General features: G+C 75.4%; 12 protein-coding genes. 2 read left to right on the top strand and 10 right to left on the bottom strand.

Features of this window, described 5'->3' with window-relative positions; all coding sequences use genetic code 11:
* Positions 1–522: 522 nt before the first annotated feature.
* The 9 genes from H300_RS24950 to H300_RS24935 all read right to left on the bottom strand — a co-directional run bounded on the left by H300_RS24950 (position 523) and on the right by H300_RS24935 (position 13,120).
* Positions 523–3,213, bottom strand: coding sequence for a tetratricopeptide repeat protein (locus tag H300_RS24950; RefSeq protein WP_028426508.1), 2,691 nt, complete (start codon positions 3,211–3,213; stop codon positions 523–525).
* A complete protein-coding gene (locus H300_RS24940; protein WP_051269464.1) occupies positions 3,210–4,517 on the bottom strand; it encodes a hypothetical protein in 1,308 nt (435 codons plus the stop codon). Before H300_RS24940 ends, H300_RS24950 begins: the two co-directional genes overlap by 4 nt.
* Positions 4,518–4,609: 92 nt before the next feature.
* The gene (locus H300_RS0104640; RefSeq protein WP_051269462.1) at positions 4,610–5,602 is read right to left on the bottom strand and encodes a glutamate ABC transporter substrate-binding protein; all 993 of its coding nucleotides are present in this window, start codon (positions 5,600–5,602) and stop codon (positions 4,610–4,612) included.
* Positions 5,603–5,616: 14 nt separating this feature from the next.
* The gene (locus H300_RS0104635) at positions 5,617–7,029 is read right to left on the bottom strand and encodes a hypothetical protein (RefSeq protein ID WP_028426506.1); all 1,413 of its coding nucleotides are present in this window, start codon (positions 7,027–7,029) and stop codon (positions 5,617–5,619) included.
* 391 nt (positions 7,030–7,420) lie between these two features.
* Positions 7,421–8,152, bottom strand: a complete 732-nt coding sequence (locus H300_RS0104630; protein ID WP_028426505.1) for a sulfite exporter TauE/SafE family protein — start codon at positions 8,150–8,152, stop codon at positions 7,421–7,423.
* A gap of 86 nt (positions 8,153–8,238) precedes the next feature.
* The gene (locus H300_RS0104625) at positions 8,239–9,276 is read right to left on the bottom strand and encodes a BadF/BadG/BcrA/BcrD ATPase family protein (RefSeq protein WP_051269520.1); all 1,038 of its coding nucleotides are present in this window, start codon (positions 9,274–9,276) and stop codon (positions 8,239–8,241) included.
* Entirely contained in the window at positions 9,273–10,559 is a 1,287-nt protein-coding gene (locus H300_RS0104620; RefSeq protein WP_028426503.1) for a 6-phospho-beta-glucosidase, read from the bottom strand. The genes H300_RS0104625 and H300_RS0104620 overlap by 4 nt, the downstream gene beginning before the upstream one ends.
* Positions 10,560–10,674: 115 nt before the next feature.
* Positions 10,675–11,916, bottom strand: a complete 1,242-nt coding sequence (locus tag H300_RS0104615; protein WP_028426502.1) for an ROK family transcriptional regulator — start codon at positions 11,914–11,916, stop codon at positions 10,675–10,677.
* Positions 11,917–12,103: 187 nt separating this feature from the next.
* A complete protein-coding gene (locus H300_RS24935) occupies positions 12,104–13,120 on the bottom strand; it encodes a mechanosensitive ion channel family protein (RefSeq protein ID WP_078515710.1) in 1,017 nt (338 codons plus the stop codon).
* Positions 13,121–13,323: 203 nt separating this feature from the next.
* Here H300_RS24935 and H300_RS0104605 point away from each other — a divergent pair, with 203 nt between their 5' ends.
* Positions 13,324–13,863: an HNH endonuclease gene (locus tag H300_RS0104605; RefSeq protein WP_028426501.1), complete on the top strand. Its 540-nt coding sequence runs from the start codon at positions 13,324–13,326 to the stop codon at positions 13,861–13,863.
* Positions 13,864–13,960: 97 nt separating this feature from the next.
* On the top strand, positions 13,961–14,515 hold the full coding sequence (locus tag H300_RS24930) for a hypothetical protein (protein WP_051269460.1): 555 nt from the start codon (positions 13,961–13,963) through the stop codon (positions 14,513–14,515).
* Here H300_RS24930 and H300_RS24925 read toward each other — a convergent pair.
* Positions 14,463–17,822 (bottom strand): glycoside hydrolase family 84 protein, encoded by a 3,360-nt coding sequence (locus H300_RS24925; RefSeq protein ID WP_078515735.1) that lies wholly within the window; start codon positions 17,820–17,822, stop codon positions 14,463–14,465. The two genes, H300_RS24930 and H300_RS24925, sit on opposite strands and share 53 nt — an antisense overlap.
* Positions 17,823–17,995 lie beyond the last annotated feature (173 nt).

Raw genomic sequence — 17,995 nt, 5'->3', positions numbered from 1 at the left:
GCATCGTCCGCGGGTCCGGGGGCGACAGGCGGAAGTCGGTCGTCTCCTGCGTCGACCCGCGGGCCGTTTCCCGCGCCGTGTCCGGTCCGCCGGAGGTGCCGCCGTCCTGCCCCGGGGCCGCCAGCGGAGCGGGGGGCGGTGGCGCCGGTGGCGGCGGCGCGGCCGTCGGTGGGTCCGCCGGTGGCGGCGGCGCGGGTGGTGCCCCGGGCGCGGGAGGCGGGGGCCCGGGGGGCGGCGGGACGGACGGCCTGGCCGGGGCCTGCGGCGGCTCCGGATGCCGTCCGCCCGGTACGGCGCCGTCCGCGCGGGCGTCCTCGGCGCGCGGCGCCGGGCCGGGGGGCGGCGGCCCCGCGGGCGGGCCTGCGGGCGGGGGCGGTGGTGGTCCGGGCGGCGGCGGCCCGGTGGGTGCCGGGGCCGCGGCCGCCATCAGGTCCGTCCCGCACACTCCGCAGAAGCGGTCGCCGCTCTCCAGCGGTTCGGCGCAACTGGGGCAGGCGGAGAGTTGGTCGAGCTGCGGCATCGTCACACCCATGTCCTGGGGCGGAAGCGGTTGGCGCGTTCCACCCACGCGTTCCTCTCGGGCCCGGTGGCTGCCAGCCGGGCGAGTCTGCGGCAGGCCTGCTCAAGACCCAGCCGCAGTCCGTCCTCGGTCAGGGGGCGGCCCAGCAGCCCGGCCTCCTCCTGCCCGGGGTCCGGCGTGGCGCCGTGGCGCCCCGCCAGTATCCAGTCAAGCGCACTGCCCCACACCTCGGCCGACAGCAGTTCGCGCCGCGCCGCGTCCAGCCCGTCCTCGGTGAGCCGTTCGACGTCCGCGGCGGCGGCGTACAGGTCGTCGGGTGTCAGCTCCGCCGAGGGGCGCTGGCGCAGCCGTGCCCGCGCCGCCGCGACCCGCGCGGCGGTGCAGTGCACGGAGGTGTACGGCACCGAGTCCAGCGCCTCGACGGCACCGGCCCGGTCGCCGGCGGCCAGCCGCGCCCGGGCGAGGCCGAAGGCCGCACTGACGTGGTTCGGGTCGGTGGACCACACCAGCCGGTAGTACTCGGCCGCGTTGTCCAACTGGCCCAGCAGTTCCGCGCAGACGGCGAGTGCCAGCTTGGGCGCCGGCTCACCCGGAAAGGCGTCGTACACCGCGTCGAAGGACAGCGCGGCCGTCTCGCGGTCGCCGTTCACCAGCGCGGCCAGCCCCCGGCACCAGACCGCCCGCCAGTCCTCGGGGTGGCGGTCCTCCAGCTCGGCCAGCGCCGTCGCCGCTGGCTCGGGGCCCTGCTCGCCGGAGAGTTCCAGGAGAGCGCGCAGTGCCTTGAGCCGCACCTCCACGGAGTCGGCGGGAGCGCCGTGCAGTGCCGTCAGCAGTTCCTCAGGTCCGGCGGTCGTCAGACCGGCGAGGAACCCCGCGTTCGGGTCAGCGGGGTCGACCCGCGGCTGCGGCAGCGCCAGCGCCGTGTCCCGTACCCGCAGCGGGACGAGCGCCGCGCGGCCGGTACCGGCCGCGGCGGCGGTGCCGGACGCGGACTCGGCCGCCGGGCGCAGCAGTTGGTGGGGAAGCCGGACGTGGGCCGGAGTCTGGCCGTAGCGGGCGCCCGCCGTGGGGTAGACGTGCGCCGCGGCCGCGCCGCCGGCTCCGGCGAGGCTGCCGCCCGGCACCGCAGTCGGCGCGGCGAGGGCGCCCGGCTCGGGCAGCGCCTGCCGGAAGCGCCGGAAGCGCCGGGCCGTGCCGCGTCGCGGCGACCGGGCTCCCAGCAGCGAGGGGTCGCTGTCCGGCGGGGCGAGCAGGTCCGAGTCCACGACGCGGACCTCGGCCTCGAACAGCCGGGAGACAGCCGGCCGCGGCTGGGAGGACTGGAGGGCCACGACCTCCCGCAGCACGCCGGTGAGCTGCTCCGCCATCTCGTCCGCGGAGGCGAACCGGCGGTGCCGATCCGGGTCGGTGGCGCGTACCAGGAGCCGGTAGAACGACTCGTAGACCCGGAGGACCTCGATGTTCTCCGGGTCCGGGAGGCTGTCCACATAGACGGTGGTGTAGCCCTGGAAGTCGAAGCTGAGCACCGCCAGCGTGCGTGCCACCGTGTAGAGGTCGGACGCCACCGAGGGGCCGGCCTCGGCGACCTCCGGCGCCTGGTAGCCGACGGTTCCGAAGACCGGGCTCTCGTCGTCGTCCATCCGGCGGACCGCGCCCATGTCGATCAGCTTGAGCTGGTCCTGCTGCTGGATGGCGTTGTCCACCTTGAAGTCGCAGTACAGCAGTCCGCGGCTGTGCAGGTGGCTCAGCGCTTCCAGCGCCTCGATGCCGTACGCGCAGGCCTGCTCCACCGGCAGCGGGTCGCGCCGGCCGGCCGGGGTGAGGCGCTCGCAGGCGATCTCCTTCAGCGACTTGCCGCCCACGTACTCCATGACGATGTAGCCGTCAAGGCTGCCCGTACGGTGGTCGGGGTGCTCGACGAAGTTGTGGATCCGGACGATGTTCGCGTGCCCGATCTGTGCCAGGAAGCGCCGTTCGGAGATCGCCGCCGCCATCGCGTCCTGGTCACCGGTGTCCAGCAGGCCCTTGAGCACCACCCAACGCTTGGACACCGGGTGGTCGACGGCCAGGTACACCCAGCCCATGCCGCCGTGCGCCAGGCAGCCGACCACCTCGTACTGGCCCTTCACCCAGTCGCCCGGATTCAGTTTCGGCACGAAGGAGTAGGGGTGCCCGCACTTCGTGCAGAAGCCCTCCGTCCGGCCGGGCAGCCCGCCGCGGCTCCGGCCGACCGGGCTCCCGCACTCGGCGCTGCTGCAGAACCGCCGCCGCTCGGGCACCTTCGGGTTCTGGAGCACGGCTGTGGAAGGGTCCGGCCGGGGCACCTCCGGTACGGTGACCAGCCCCGCTCCCAGCCCGCTCCGGCCGGAGGAGACGGGGCCGCTGCGGCCGGAGCTACGCACCGAGACCGAACGCCCGGAGGCCGGGCCGGCCCGGGACGGGGAGAGCCCCGAGGACACCGGCCGGTGCGAGGACCGCGGACCACCGGAGTCCGAGGTGCCGCCGGTCCCGGCCGTCTCCGAGGCGCGCCTCCCGCCGCTGCGGGTGATACCGGTCGGCAGCGAGCTGATCGCGCCCTGCACCGAGACGGCGGGGGACAGGCCGCACCTGTCGCAGTAGAGCGTGCCGTCCCCGAAATCCTCGTAAGCGCCCTCGCAGTCCGGTCGTTCGCAGCGCGTCGGCTGTTCGCTCATTCGTGGTGGCCCCCCTTGGACTCGCCCTCGGCCGACCGGCCCGCCGCTGCCGCTGTCGCCTCGGAGGCCGCCTGCTGGTAGCGCAGCACCGCCTGCTCGGCCGCCCGCAGGTCGCACGGAGCGCTCCACAGCATCCGGCGGGCGGTGTCGTAGCGCTCCACCAGTTCCGGCTCCTCGGCCAGTTGGTGCCGCGCCATCTTCGCCCGGTAGGCGTCCAACCGACCGCGCAGCTCCGCGCGGACCGCCAGCGGCGCCGTCACCTCCGACAACGACTCCCGGGCCCGCACCAGTTCCTCGTCCGCACGCTGCTCCAGTCGTTCCAGCAGCGGCGACAACCGGTGCCACTGGGAGCGGCGGCGGTAGTCGGCGGCGGCCGCCAACTGCTCGTGCAGCGCGGTGGGCGGTCCGCTCACGCCGGGCACGTCGACCGAGGCGATCTTCGCCAGCACCTCGCCGCGGGCCAGCCTGGCCTCGGCCAGCGTCCGGTCGGCCCGGGACAGCACGTCGCGCAGCCGGAACAGCCGCTGCTCGGCGTCCTGCCGAACGCCGAGGACCGCGTCGATCTCCCGGCGCACCTCCTCCAGCGCCCGCGCCGCCCGGTCGTAGCGCGCGGTATCCGGACGCCCGCCGCCCGGCGCGCTGCTCCCGCCCGCCGGAGTCCAGAAGGACAGCGGGTCGCTGATCACCTCGGCACGCAGTGCGCCGAGTTCGCCGGTGATGCCCTCCAGGTCGTCGCCCGCAGGGTGCTCGCCGGGGCGGACCCCGACCGAGTGGGCGAGCGAGCGGACCCGCCGCAGCTCCGCCGCCAGGAGGTCTATCCGGGCAGGCAGAGCCGACCAGACCGAGTCGGCCGCGGCCACCACGTCAAGGGCCTGGGCGTAACCCGTGTTCATCCGTTCGACGAGCTCCTCCAGGCTCAGCCGTTCGGACAGCCGGCCGCCCGCGGTATCGCCGGCCGGGCCGGCTGACAGCGTCACCGTCGGTCCGCGCAGCAGGGCAGTCAGTTCGGCGAGTTCCTCGCGGTTCGGCCAGCGCCGCCGCCCCCGCAGTTCCCCGGCCGTCGCCAGCGCTTCGGAGTAGGTCTCGAACCAGGCCCACAACAGCCCCATGGTCTGCGCAGCCGACGCCCAACGGTGCCTGGTGGCGCCGCTCAGCTCCGCGCCCTCCAGCAGCCGCCGGCCGGCGTGGTCCTGGAGCGCGAGGAGGGACGACTCGATCGCCTCCTGCTCGGCGACGAGCCGTGCCAGCGCACGGTCCACCTCTTCCCGGCTCATCGCCGGTCCGGTGGGTCCGACGGACCCCATCGATCACCTCACTGCTCTCGTTCTGCTGCCGCGGCCGCCCGCTGTCCTCCGCCGCGCTCCCACCGCTCCCGGGGCGGGAGCGCCGGTGTCCGTCAGTCCCGGTAGACCGCCTCCGGCGGCCGTGCGTCCGGCAGTTGCATCACGTCCGCCAGCCACGTGTCGTACGCGGTGCGCCACGGGCTCGACCCGCCGCCCTCGCGGAACTCCTCCAGCACGTGGTTGACCCTGCGCACCAGATCGGTGTCCGCCAGGTTCATGGCGATGCCGTAGGACTCCTCGGTGAAGGGCTCGCCCACCAGTCGCACGGAGGGGTCCTGGGCCGCCTGCCCGGCGGCGAGCGCGCTGTCGGTCACCACCGCCTCGACCTCGCCGAGCTGGAGCCGCACCAGGCAGTCCAGTTGGCTCGGCAGCAGCACCACCTCGGCGCCATGGTCCTCCTCCTCCAGCGCGGCAGCGCCCGTCGAGCCGTTGGCCGTGCACACTCTCCTGCCCTCCAGGGAGGCGTCGTATCCCTGGACCCGGGAGCGCCGGGGGGCGAGAACCTGCTGCCCCGCCTCGAAGTACGCGGTGGAGAAGGCCACGTCGGCCCGCCGCTCGCAGGTGATCGTCATGGTGCGCACGACCATGTCCACCTCCCGGTCGCGCAGCGCCCTGATCCGCTGGTCGGTCGGTATGGTCTTGTAGACGACCCTGGCCTGCGGGCCCAGCAGGTCGCGAGCCACCTCCCCGACGAGGTCGATGTCGAACCCCTCGATCCCGCCGGTGTGCGGATTGCGGTAGCCCCACAGATAGCTGTTCTGGTCCACCCCCACGACCAGCAGCTTCTTCTCCTGGATGCGGCGGACCGCCGGCCCCGCCTCCTCGGAGGGACGCAGGCCCGCCTCGGCCGGCTCGCCGTCCTCGCACTCCCGCTCCACCGGAGCGGACGGCACCTGTCCGGCGCGGGCCCGCTTCGAGGCACGCTCCGGTTCCCCGGCGCCGTCCTGCCCGGACGGGGGCACAAGGAGGGCGAGTGCGAGGGCGAGGAGCATCGCGAGACCGGCCGAGCCGATCGTCCAGCGCCTGCGGGCGTGTTCGGTGCGCATGTCCCGTCCTCCCGTCACCGGTACTCCGACAGCCTGCGGCCGATGCCGGACACGACGCCGCCCGCCCCCAGCAGCGCGGCGGCCCCGGCACCCCCGGCGAGCCCGGTGAGTGCGCCGCGCCCGGCGCCGGCCGCCGCGTCGAACTGCCGCTGCTCGTGCGCGATGGCTTCGAGCAGGCCCTCGTTCACCTTGTCGAAGGTCTCTCCGGTGGTGCCCTTCGAGCTGATGACGAGGGCGACCGCGGTGCTGTACTCGCCGGCGTTCTCGTAGCGGCGCACCTCTCCGTGCCGGTACTGCCAGAACCCCGCGTTGCGCAGCGCCGACTTCACCGGCTGCTGCCCCTCCTCGTCCTCCGCCAGCTCCATCGCCCGCCGGAGCAGACCGCCGTCGGCGGCTTCCGGGTCGTTCCCGGACAGCCTCCGCATGGCGAGCTGGTAGCTGTCCTCGTACGCGGTGCCGCTCTCCGACCCGCGGGCCACCAGCGTCATGCTCTCGTCGCCCCGGGCCTGCAGTGCGGCCACCAGTGCCTCGTTGAGCGCGCGCAGCGACTGGGCCGCCTCGCGGTCGGAGCCGGCGAGGTGGGAGCGGGCCAGGCCGTGGCCCACGGCCGTCCAGACCAGCAGCACGGCGACCACCGCGGTCGCGGCCAGCATGCCCCGGTTGAACACCCGGTTGGTGCGCAGGAAGTGGCGCCGCTGGGCCCGGAGCAGCGCGGCCAGGACGAGGAGGCCGGCGGCGAGTGCGAGCCAGGGCCAGGACGTCGCGTCGCGCTGGTCGCGCTCCAGCTGCGCGGTCTCCGCCTCGTAGAGGGACCGCGCGGCGGGCAGCAGCTCCTCGTGCATCTGCTCGTTGGCGTAGCGCAGGTAGGCGCCGCCCACCGGCAGGCCCTGCCGGTTGTTGGCCCGGGCCGTCTCCACCAGGCCGGTGTAGCGGGGGAGCGCGGCGTTCAGGACGGTCAACTGGTCCTGGGCGGCGGGGGAGCCGGCGCCATTGCCGGCCGCGTCGGTGATCAGCTCGGCGGCGGTGCCCACGTTGTCCAGGTAGCGGTCCCGGACGTCCTCCGGTTCGTCGCCGCCCGCGAGGAAGCCCGCCGCCGCCGTGGTGTTGGCGTCGGCCAGCAACCGGTAGATGTTCGCCGCGTCGGCGCTCAGCGGCTGGCTGCCGTCGATCACGGCGTCGGCGGCGTCGGCGCGCTCGGACACCTGCCAGACGGTGAGCACTCCGAACGCCAGGATCAGCGCCACCAGGGCGGCGCCGATGGCGCGCAGTCGACCCGGCTCGGTGCTTGCGGCGTAGCGCAACCGCTCGGCGGCTTCGGCCCGTGCGCTCCGCCGCGGTGCCTCCGGCGGAGCGGGCACCGCCGGTGCCTGCGGCACCGGGGGCGCGTCGGGAGGAGCGGTGGTCTGCGCGGGCGGCGGCTGTGTCAAGGCTTCGGACCTCCCCCTCGGTCGCTGGCGGGACGCCGTGCCCCGCGCCTTCGGGAACGACCCCCACCCTGAGCAGTATGGCTGCCGGGCCGGGCCCGCACAGCACTTTGGTACGGATCTTGTTCCGATCGCGCTCTTCGTCCGCGGTCCCCGCCCGGCCTGCTCGGTGTCCGTCCGCGGCCCGGCCCCGGCCCGGTTCCTCCCGGCGGACGCTCCGGGCGGATGCCGTACCCGTCCGTCGTCCGCGCGTCCCCCTGCCCTTGCGGACACACCCGCCGGGCGGTGCCCGGTTCCCGGGGCCGTGGCATCCCGGCCGGCCGCGGGCGGCTGACTGGTGAACGGTGGGGCGGGAGGTGCGAGCGGGGCGTCCGTGAGGGGCTGGGCGGCGAGGTCAGAGCGCCCAGACGCCCTTGGCCGTGGCCAGGACGCCTCCCAGCAGCGCCACGGCCAGAATGAAGCGCCGGGTCCGGTCCTCCGGGGTCCGGGCGGCGAGCAGGTGCCCGGCGGCCAGCCCGGCGGCCAGCGCCGCCGCTCCCAGAGCCCACACGGCCGGGGCCGCGCCGGGCAGCTCCTTCACGGTGAGGGAGAACGCGTTCACCAGCACTCCGTAGAAGTGCGCGTTGGGCACGAACTCACGTGCCGGCCATCCGGCGTTGACGGCGTAGAGGGAGACGGCGGGCCCGCCGAGGCCGGCCGAGGAGTTCATGAAACCGCTGGCCGCACCGGCGGCCACGGCGCCGCCGGTGCCGCGCAGCGCGGGCACCCGGGCGCCCGCGACGAGCAGCGCCACCGCCGCCGTGATGAGCACCCCGACGCCGAGCAGCAGGGCGGGTTCGGACAGTCGCCGGGCCACGGCCGCACCGAGCGGGACGGTGGCCGCCGCGGCGGCCACCAGCGGAACCATTGACCGCAGCCGTACCCGCCGCCACGTCCCCAGCAGTCCGACGCCGCTGATGACGATCCCGGCGCAGTTCGTCAGGGTCACGCCGTCGGCCGGTCCGGCCAGCAGCACCAGCGCGGGGGCGGCCACCAGCCCGAATCCGATGCCGGCCATCCGTTGCACCGCGGAGCCGAGCAGAACGATGCTCCCGAGGAGCAGCAGGAACGGCCAGGTCGCGGACATCTCGCGAGGCTACGCCCGCCCGTCCCGGAGCCGTCCACGGGCCCCGCCCGGGCGGGGCCCGTGGACGGGCGGGGCGGCCCGCGGCCTCAGCTCCGGTCGGCGGGGGAACGGTAGTGGTCACGGAGCCGGGCGTACGCGCCGGGCGGTGCCGCCAGGCCGTCCAGCCCTCGGAGTCCGGCGCCGAGGACCGGTGGGGCGGTGATCACCGAGACGACGGCCTTCGGCACGCGGAGGGCGAGTTCGGCCAGCAGCCGCTCGTGAAGCTGCGGATGCCGGGCCGCGGCGACGCTGCCGCCGAGGAACACCGGAGTGCGGTCGCCCAGCAACCCCAGCCGGTCGAGCGACACCGCGGCGAGTGCCACGATCTCGTCGGCCTGCCGCTCCACGAGCGAACGGGCCACCGGGTCGCCGCCGGCGGCGACGGCGAAGAGCACGGGGGTGAGTTCGTGCCTGCGCTCCCTCCGGAGGTCGCCCAGGTGGAACGCCTCGATGAGCCGGGCCATCGAGTTCAGGCCGAAGTGGGCGGGCAGCGCCTCGGACAGGGCGGTGCGGGGTCCGCGCCCGTCCGCGCCGCGCGCGGCCGACCACAGGGCCTCGGCGGCCAGCCCGCTGCCGCCGCCCCAGTCGCCGGAGAGCTGCCCGACGGCCGGGAAGCGGTGGGTGCGGCCGTCCTCGGCCAGTCCGACGCAGTTGATGCCGGCGCCGCAGACCACCGCCACCCCGTGCCGGACGGACCCGTCGTCGGGCAGCCCGGCGCGCAGGATGGCGAAGGTGTCGTTCACCACCTCGGTACGCACGCCCCAGGCGCGTTCCCGCAGCGCTTCGGTCAGCTCCCGCTCCTCGCGGGGGAGGTCGGCGTTGGCCAGGCAGGCGGTCACCTGGTCCACCGGCGGGCGCCCTGCTGCCCGCAGCGCCCGCACCACGGTGCCGGCCAGGGCGTCCACCGCCGTGCGCACCCCGACCGCGGGCGGCTGGAAGCCGCCGCCGCGGGCGGCTCCGCGCACCGATCCGTCGGCGGCCACCACCGCCACGTCGGTCTTGCTGTTGCCCGCGTCGATGGCCAGCACCGCGCCCGAGGCGGTGCCGTCGCCCTCGGGCCGGGCGGTGGACGGGCCGGTGTTCAGAGCCACGCGAGGTGCTCCCGGTTGTGAGCGAGCAGCCGGTCGGTCAACTGCTCGGCACGGGCGTACTGACCGATCAGCGGATGGCCGAGCAGGGCACGGAGGACCCGCTCCCGGCCGCCGTGCAGCGCGGCCTCCAGGGCCAGCCGTTCGTAGGCGGTGACGTGTGCGACGAGCCCCGCGTACAGCGGGTCGAACGCCGGGGCGGGCAGCGGCGCCGCTCCGGTGGGGGTGACCCGCGCGGGCACCTCCACCACCGAGTCGTCGGGGAGGAACGGCAGTGTCCCGTTGTTGCGGGTGTTGACGACCTGGATATCGCCTTCGGCCGCCGGAGCGCCGTCTGCCGCGCCACCGAGCAGCGAGGCCGCCAGCGCCACCGCGGCCTCCGAGTAGAAGGCACCGCCGCGCTGTTCGAGCAGCGCGGGTTTCGTGTCGAGCGCCGGGTCACGGTACCTCTCCAGGAGTTCGCGCTCCAGGGCGGCCACTTCGGCGGCCCGGGAGGGCTTGCCGCGCAGCTCCTCCACGACCTCGTCGTGCGCGTAGAAGTAGCGCAGGTAGTAGGAGGGCACCGTACCGAGCCGCCTCAGCAGGGACGGGGGAAGCCGCAGGTCCGACGCGATCCGGCCGCCGTGCTCCGCCAGCAGCCCGGGCAGCACGTCGGGGCCGTCGGGGCCGCCCCGGCGGACCCCCAGTTCCCAGGTGAGGTGGTTCAGGCCGTAGTGCTCCAGGTGCAGTTCGGACGGCGGCACGTCGAGCAGCGCGGCGAACCGCCGCTGGAGTGCGATGGCCACGTTGCACAGACCGACGGCCTTGTGCCCGGCCTCCAGCAGCGCGCGGGTGACGATGCCCACGGGGTTGGTGAAGTCGATGATCCAGGCGTCCGGGTTGGCGCGCCTGACCCGCTCGGCGATGTCCAGGACGACCGGGACCGTCCGCAGCGCCTTGGCCAGCCCGCCGGCTCCGGTGGTCTCCTGCCCGACGCAGCCGCACTCCAGCGGCCAGGTCTCGTCCCGTTGCCGTGCGGCCTGCCCGCCGACGCGGAGTTGGAGCAGGACGGCGTCGGCGTCGGCGACGCCGACGTCCACGTCGGAGGTGGTGGTGACGTGGCCGGGGTGCCCCTGCTTGGCGAAGATCCGCCGCGCCAGGGCGCCCACCGGTTCGAGCCGGTCGGCGGCGGGGTCGACGAGCACCAGTTCGGCGACCGGCAGGGTCTCCCGCAACCGGGCGAATCCATCGACGAGTTCGGGCGTGTAGGTCGAACCTCCGCCTACCACTGCGAGTTTCACTGGACGTTGCTCCTGTCGGCGCGGCGCCTTCGGTGAGGACGCGAGGGGGCGGGACGCCCGCCGGTGCCGCACCCCGCGTCGCGCGGTCCCGCGGGGGTGACGGGCTCGGGGCGGCTCAGCGGCTGGTGTCGAACACCTCGTCGCGAGTGGTGGCCAGGGCGCTCCGGAGCGCTCCGTTGAGCACCGGATCGGTGGTGACCTCACCGAGCAGCAGCCGCGGTTCGGGCACCGCGAGTTCGGCGAGTTCCTGCTGGATCAGGGCGCGCAGGCGCTCGTCCCCGGCGGCGGGCAGGCCGCCGGAGAGCACGATGAGCCCCGGGTCGAGTACCGCGGTGATCACGGCGAGCCCGGTGGCCAGCCCGGTGGCCAGGCGGTGGAGCAGCGCGCCGTACGGACCGTCCTCCGGCTGCCCGCCACCGGCCGCCTCCGCGATCAGCGCAGCGGCGACCTCGGCGTCCGGTCCGGACGGCGGCCTCAGGCCGCTCTCCCTGGCCATGCGCACCAGGGCGTGTGCGCCGACCAGCTCCCGGAACCCGCCGCCACCGGTCCTGGCGACCTGCCGGACCAGCGGCGCCCCCGGTACAGGAAGGAAGCCGACCTCGCCGGCGCCACCGGTCCAGCCGCGGTGCAGGCGGCCGCCCAGGACCACGGCGGCACCGACGCCCTCCTCGTCCCACAGCAGGACGAAGTCCTCGTGCCCGCGTGCCGCGCCGAGCTGCTGCTCGGCCACGGCGGCCAGGTTGACGTCGTTGTCGTACTCCAGCGGCACGGGCAGTGCGGCGGCGAGTTCGTCGAGCAGCGTGGCGGAGTGCCAGCCGGGCAGGTGGGCGGCGTAGCGCAACCGGCCGGTGCTCGGGTCGAAGGCGCCGGGGGTGCCGACGACCACCCGGTGGAGGTCCGACCGGACCAGCCCGGCGGCCTTCACCGCGCCGTCCAGCGCCTCCACGACGCGGTCCACGGTGCTGGAGGTTCCGGTCGGCCCGGGGGCCTCCTCGCCGGAGCGGCTCCGCCCGGCGGCGGGCAGTTCGTGGGTGCCGACGGTGTGGCCGGTGAGGTCGGCCACGGCGGCCCGGATACGGGCGGAGGTGACGTCCAGCCCGGCGACGTGGGCGGCGCGCGGGTTGACCGCGTACAACTGCGCGCTGGGCCCGGGCCGCCCCTGGCTGGCGCCGGTGACGGTGACCAGCCCGGCGGCTTCCAGCCGGGCCAGCAGTTGGGAGGCGGTCGGTTTCGAGAGCCCGGTGAGCTTCCCGATGCGGCTCCGGGAGAGCGGGCCGTGGGCGAGCAGCAGGTCCAGCGCCGCCCGGTCGTTCATCGCCCGCAGTACGCGCGGCGTTCCGGGGGTGGTGCCGGCCATGTCCCGCCTCTACTGTTAGGAATGTTTCCTATTGCTCAGGGTGACATTAGGGCCCGTGCGGACGGACGTCAACGGACGGACCACCGGAAACGGACCGCCCGGGGCGCCGGTCGCGGAGCGGGACCGGGTGCGGGCTCGGGTCCGGTCCACGAGCGGGCCCCGGTCGGCGGCGGGCGGCACCGGCCGGTCAGCCGGCGGCCGGTCGGCGGGGGCCGACCGGCCGCGGTGCCGCGTCCGGCCGCGCCGCCTTGTCCGCGCCACCGTCGGTTCGGCCGCGCGCTTCGGCCCGGGAGGTCTTGCCCAGCGCGATCCCCTCGTCGTCGACGATGCGGATTCCGTGGGCGTCCAGTGCCAGCTTGATCCGCCAGCGCAACTCCCGCTCCACCGGCTTCCCCTGGCCGGGCATCGTCTTCACCGAGACCCGGATGACCATCGAGTCCATGGTCACCGAGTCCAGGCCGAGCACCTCGACCGGTTCCCACAGCTTCTCGTCCCAGGGTGCGGAGGTGGACATCTCCTTGCCGACCGCAGCGATCACCTCGCGCACCTCGGTCAGGTCCTCGTCCGAGCGGACCTGCACGTCCACCGCAGCGGTGGCCCAGCCCTGGCTCAGGTTGCCCACCCGGCGGATCTCGCCGTTGCGCACGTACCAGATCTCGCCGTCGTCGCCGCGCAGCTTGGTGATCCGCAGGCCGATCTCCAGCACCGCGCCCGTCGCCGGGCCCGCGTCGATCCGGTCGCCCACGCCGTACTGGTCCTCCAGCAGGATGAACATCCCGGTCAGTACGTCCATGACGAGGTTCCTGGCCCCGAACCCGATCGCCACTCCGGCCACGCCCGCGCTGGCCAGTAGCGGACCGAGATTGATGCTGAGCACGGACAGCACGGTCAGCGCCGCCGTTCCGAGAATCAGGAAGGAGGCGATGCTGCGCATCACGGACCCGATGGCCTCCGAGCGCTGCCGCCGCCGCTCGGCGGTGGCGACCAGGCCCCCCAGCGGACCGACGGGCGACGCGCCCACCAGTCCGCGGTTCATCCGCACGATCAGCCGGGTGATCGTCCGCCGGACCACCGTGCGCAGTACCAGCGCGATCACTATGATCAACAGGATTCTCAGGCCGGCGCCGAGCCAGGCCTCCCAGTTGCTCTGCAACCACCCCGCCGCCTGGTCAGCCTGCTTCTGCGCGTCGTCCACTGTCTCCACCCGCCCACACTAATGGGCGATACGGGCCCCTCCCGGCGGTGCGCGGGACACGGCCGTCCGACCTGGCGGGGAAAAACGGGTGTGGCCGAAAACACCCGGCGCGCATTCCCCGATCGTGGTGGCGCACCGGGCGGGGGCCGGGACACACTGAGGTGAGATCGTCCCGGCGCGAGCCACGCGCCGCAGACGTACAAGGAGGCGCCGTGCCGCATGTCCTGGTCCTCAACGCGTCGTACGAGCCGCTCGGCGTCGTACCGCTTCGCCGCGCGCTCATTCTCCTCCTCAACGACAAGGCGGTCAGCCTGGAGGAGTCCGGCGCCCTGATGCACAGCGCCCATCGCGTCATGCCGGCGCCCAGTGTGGTGCGGCTCAAGCGCTTCGTGCGGGTCCCCTACCGGGGGCCCGTTCCCCTCACCCGCCGCGCGCTCTTCGCCCGGGACGGCGGACGCTGCGCCTACTGCGGCGCCGCCGCGACCAGTGTCGACCACGTGATCCCGCGCAGCCGCGGGGGTCAGCACGCGTGGGAGAACGTGGTGGCCGCGTGTCGCCGCTGCAACCACGTCAAGGCCGACCGGCACATCGCCGAGCTGGGCTGGCGGCTGCGGAACAAGCCCGCGCCGCCCTCCGGCCTGGCCTGGCGGATCATCGGCACCGGTCACCGCGACCCGCGCTGGCTGCCCTACCTGCAGCCGTTCGGCGCGGACGACGACCTCGCGCGGATCGAAGGCAGGGTGAGCGCCTGAGGGCTGTCCCGTACCCCGCCCCACCCGCTGTTGACTTCACTCCTTGTTCAACTTCTACGTTCGTCTCCACCGCATCCGAACGACCTCTGGAGACCTCGTGGAGTTCACCGACGCCCAACTGCTCGACCAGCCGATGGGCTACTGGACGGGAACGGCCGGCGCCGCCATCGTCGGCCACCTCAACGGCGTGCTGGGCGAACACGGCATGGCCCAGCGGCACTGGTGGGCGCTCTCTCGCGTGGCGGGCGCCGCGGAGGTGTTCACCACGGCGGAACTGGTGGCCGCGATCCAGCGGGAACGCCCCGGGCTGGACGTCTCCGAAGTGGCCGCCGCCGTCGACGAACTGCTCGAACGCGGCTGGCTCGCCGCCCGCCCGGACGGCACGCTGACCGCCACCGAGGAGGGCGCCGCCGTGAACGACCTGCTGCGGAGGGCGTCCATCCCCGCGGCGCTCGCCGAGATCAGGGCCGGCATCACCGACGAGGAGTACGTGCTCACCGTGAGAGTACTGCGCCGCGTGATCGCCAACCTGGGCAGCGACATCGGGTTCAGCGGCCCCGGCGCACCTGCCCCGGGAACCGCCGCCTCCGCACAGGCCCCTACTGACCCGTCTCCCCCGGGGACGGCCGACCCGGCGCTTCCGGACGCGTGACCCCGGCGTCGCGGTCCGGGTCCGCGTTCCCGGGGCCCGGCTCCCCGGACGGGTCCGGGTCGCGGCCCGGGGCGCCGTCCCCGGCCCCGTCCGCGTCCCCGGCCCCGTCCGGGCCGCGGTCGCCGCCGTCCCGCTCGCCGCCCGGCGCGTCCGCGCCGCCGTCCCGCTCCTCCTCCGGGCCGTCCTCCTCCGCCCGGTCACCGTCGGCCGCGGAGGGGAAGACCTGCAAGGACCACAGCGAGTAGCCGAACTCGGTGGCCCGGCGGTCGCCGCGCACCCGGACGTAGGTGACCTCGTCCGGAGCGTCCAGCCGCACCGTCTCCCGGCCCCCGCGCCCCTCCCGCACGGTCGCCGCCGTCCGCCAGCGGCGGCCGTCGGAGGAGACCTGGACGCGGTAGCCGGCGGCGTACGCGTCCTGCCAGTGCAGCGCGACCGCGCCCACCAGGGCCGGACGGTCCAGTTCCACCTGCACCCAGGCGTCGTCCTCCGCCGGGGAGGACCAGCGCGTCGCCGCATCCTCGTCGGTGACCGCGGAGGCCGGGAAGTCGGCGGTCTCGTCCCCGGAGGACTCCGCCCGGCCCGCCGGCGCCAGGTCGCGGCCCCCGGTCGGCGGGCCGGTGCGGACGGTGAGCACCTCCTGCCGGCGCTCCCCGTCCTCGCCGGTGAACCGCACACGGATCCGGTGGCTGCCGGGGCCGACCTCCTCGCCGGCGCTGATGCGCACCTCCGCGGTGCTGCCCGCGCCCCGCGAGACGGTGACCCGGCGCGGCGCCCGCACGGTGAACCCCTTCGGTGCGTCGACAGTGAGCCGCCCGCGTACGTTCTCCGGACGGCCGCCGGTGAGCCGGAACGGCACCGTCACCGGATCGCCGCCGATCTCCACGTCCGCCTCGCTGTGCGCCGCGGCCAGCGAGACGCCGGGGGAGTCCGCGTACCAGGGCACGATCTCGTGCACCACCGGCGCGGCCGATCCCGGCAGCCAGGCGAGCCGGACCGCGTCCGCCTTCGCCCCACCGGCCCCGACCTGGGTCCAGCCCTCCTCGGTCAGCTCCCCCACCTGCCGCCAGCCCTTTCCGGGCTCGTGCACCTCGACGGCGGCCCTGGTGCCGGAGCCGGGCTGCGACTGCACGGTCAGGGCCTCCAGCGGACGCGGCTCCGGCAGCCGTACCGTGAGGGCGTCCTGCTCACCGTCCCGCGGCGCGTTGCGGGCCCGGTAGGCGGTGCCGGAGTCGCCGTCGGCGGCGGCCGCGGCAGGAGACCCGGAACGGGCCGGCGGGCCGCCGCGGACGTCGGGACGCGGCCCCCGGCCGTCGTCGCCCGAGCCGTCGGTGCCGTCCTTCGCCGCGCCGCCCGTCCCGCCCTGCTCCTGCTCCCCGTTCCGCTCCTGCTGCCCGTCCTGCTCCGGGTCCCGGTCGCCGTCGACCCCGGACCAGGCGTCGGACGTCCGCACGGCCCGCTCCAGGAAAGCGGGGAGCACCCCCTCACCGACCGTCGCCGGGCTGTCCGCCGCGGTCTCGCGCAGCCGCTGCACGGCCAACTGCTCCCGCCACGCGGCGGCGCCGTCCTCCTCGGACTGGGCGAGCAACATGCGGAGTGCGTGCTCCCCGGCTCTTCCGTAGCGCGCGAGCTGGTCGGCCCACGGCCCGACCTCGGCCGCCAGTCCGGTCTCGGCCACCTCGTCCAGCGCCGAGGGGACGTCGCGCATCGCGCCGAACTCCGCGCGCAGCCGCTCGGCCGCGTCGTCCAGCCGTTCGCCGTCCCCGGCGGCGCGGGCCGCCCAGAACTCCTTGATCAGCGGGCGCAGGTACGCCGACTCGGTGCCGTCCAGGACGGAGGAGCTGTCGTTCGCGGCGAGGGTCCGCAGCGCCTCGCGGGCCTGCGGGTCGCTGCCCGCCAGGTCGTCCAGCGCGGCCTGCCAGGAGTTGTCCGGCCGGTAGCCGCGCGGGTTCCAGGCGAAGTCGGCGGCGGTGAACAGCGGCACCCGGGAGGCGGCCGGCTGCTTCATCGCGTTGGTCAGCACGGCTGCAGAGCCGGCCGCGACCGCCGGTTCCCGCCCGGTGTAGGGGCCGAGGAAGACCCGGTCGCCCGCGAAGTCGTTGACGGGATAGTTGTCCATCGTCAGCAGCCGGTGCCGGCCGAACGCCTCGCCGGCCTCGGCCAGGTCCTGCCCGGTGATGGTCTCCGGGACCACGCCGACCCCCGTCCAGGCGACCTCCACGCGCCGGTCGAGCCGCTCGGCGAACGCCGTCCGGTACTCCGTCTCGCCGTCCTGGTAGTACTCCGTCGGCAGCACCGACAGCGGCGGGTTCTCGCCGGGCTGCCCGTCCAGCCACTCGGCCACCGCGCCGGCCAGCCGGGCGTGCGCGGTGGCCGCGGCCTCCGGCCCGGTGCCGAAGGTCTCGGAGTCCTTGCCGCAGTGCCACTCGGTGTAGCTGACGTCGTCGAAGCGCAACTGGAAGGCGCGCATTCCCAGGGCGCGCATCGCGGCGAGCTTCCGCAGCAGCGCCTTGCGGTCGTCCGGGTCGGCGAAGCAGAACGACTGCCCGGGGGAGACGGCCCAGCCCAGCACGACGTGGTTGGCGCGGGCCCGCTCGGCCAGCTCCCGGAAATCCGCCCGCTGCCCCGCGGGGTAGGGCTCGCGCCAGCGGGACTGCCGGTACGGGTCGTCCCCGGGGGCGTAGAGGTAGCGGTTCTGCTTGGTACGGCCGAGGAAGTCGATCAGGTCCAGGCGCTCCTCCCGGGTCCAGGGCTCGCCGTGGAAGCCTTCGGTGGTGCCCCGCACGCCGGCCGTCGGCCAGTCGCGGACGACCGCCTCGGCCACCTCGCCGTCGGAGACGAGCTGCCGCAGCGTCTGCACGGCGTGGAACAGCCCGTCCGCCCCGGTGCCGGTGAGGGCGACGGTGTCCCGGCCGCCGGTGCGCCCCACGGCCAGCCGGTAGCCGCCGGACGGCAGGTCTCCGCGCTCCGCGGCGCCCAGCTCGCGCAGCGCGCGTTCGGCCTCCGCGCCGCCGACCCGGACCGGCAGCGCGTCCCCGGGCACAGGGCCGTCGGGCTCGGCGACCGACACCCGGCGGACGCCGGCCTCGTGCAGGACGTCCCGCAGCGCGTCCAGCGCCGCCTCGTCTGCTCCGGCGCCGGCCAGCAGGACGGCCTCCCGCGGCAGGGGGAGCCGTTCGCCGGAGGCGCGCAGCGACTGAGGGCGCGGCCAGACCGACGGCTGCCGCTGGTCGGCGCCGCGCTCCTGCGCGCCGTTCGTGGCGGGGTCGTCCGCGGACGGGGCGGCCTGGGCCGGCACCCCGCCGAGCATCCCTCCGACCACCGCTGCCACGAGGGCCGTCGCCCCCGCCCGCCGCCTGCCGTGCCGCGTCGTGCCCACCCCGGTTCCTCCCTGTGCCGCGTGTGCCCGGCCCGTGTTGTTCCCGTGCGGTCCGTGTGCCGTTCTCGTGGTGTGGTCGGTGCCGTCCGGTACGGCACCGACCA

Source organism: Streptomyces sp. TAA040, from assembly GCF_000424845.1.
Note: the sequence above shows the minus strand (reverse complement) of the source record. Positions and strands in the feature narration are given on the sequence as shown.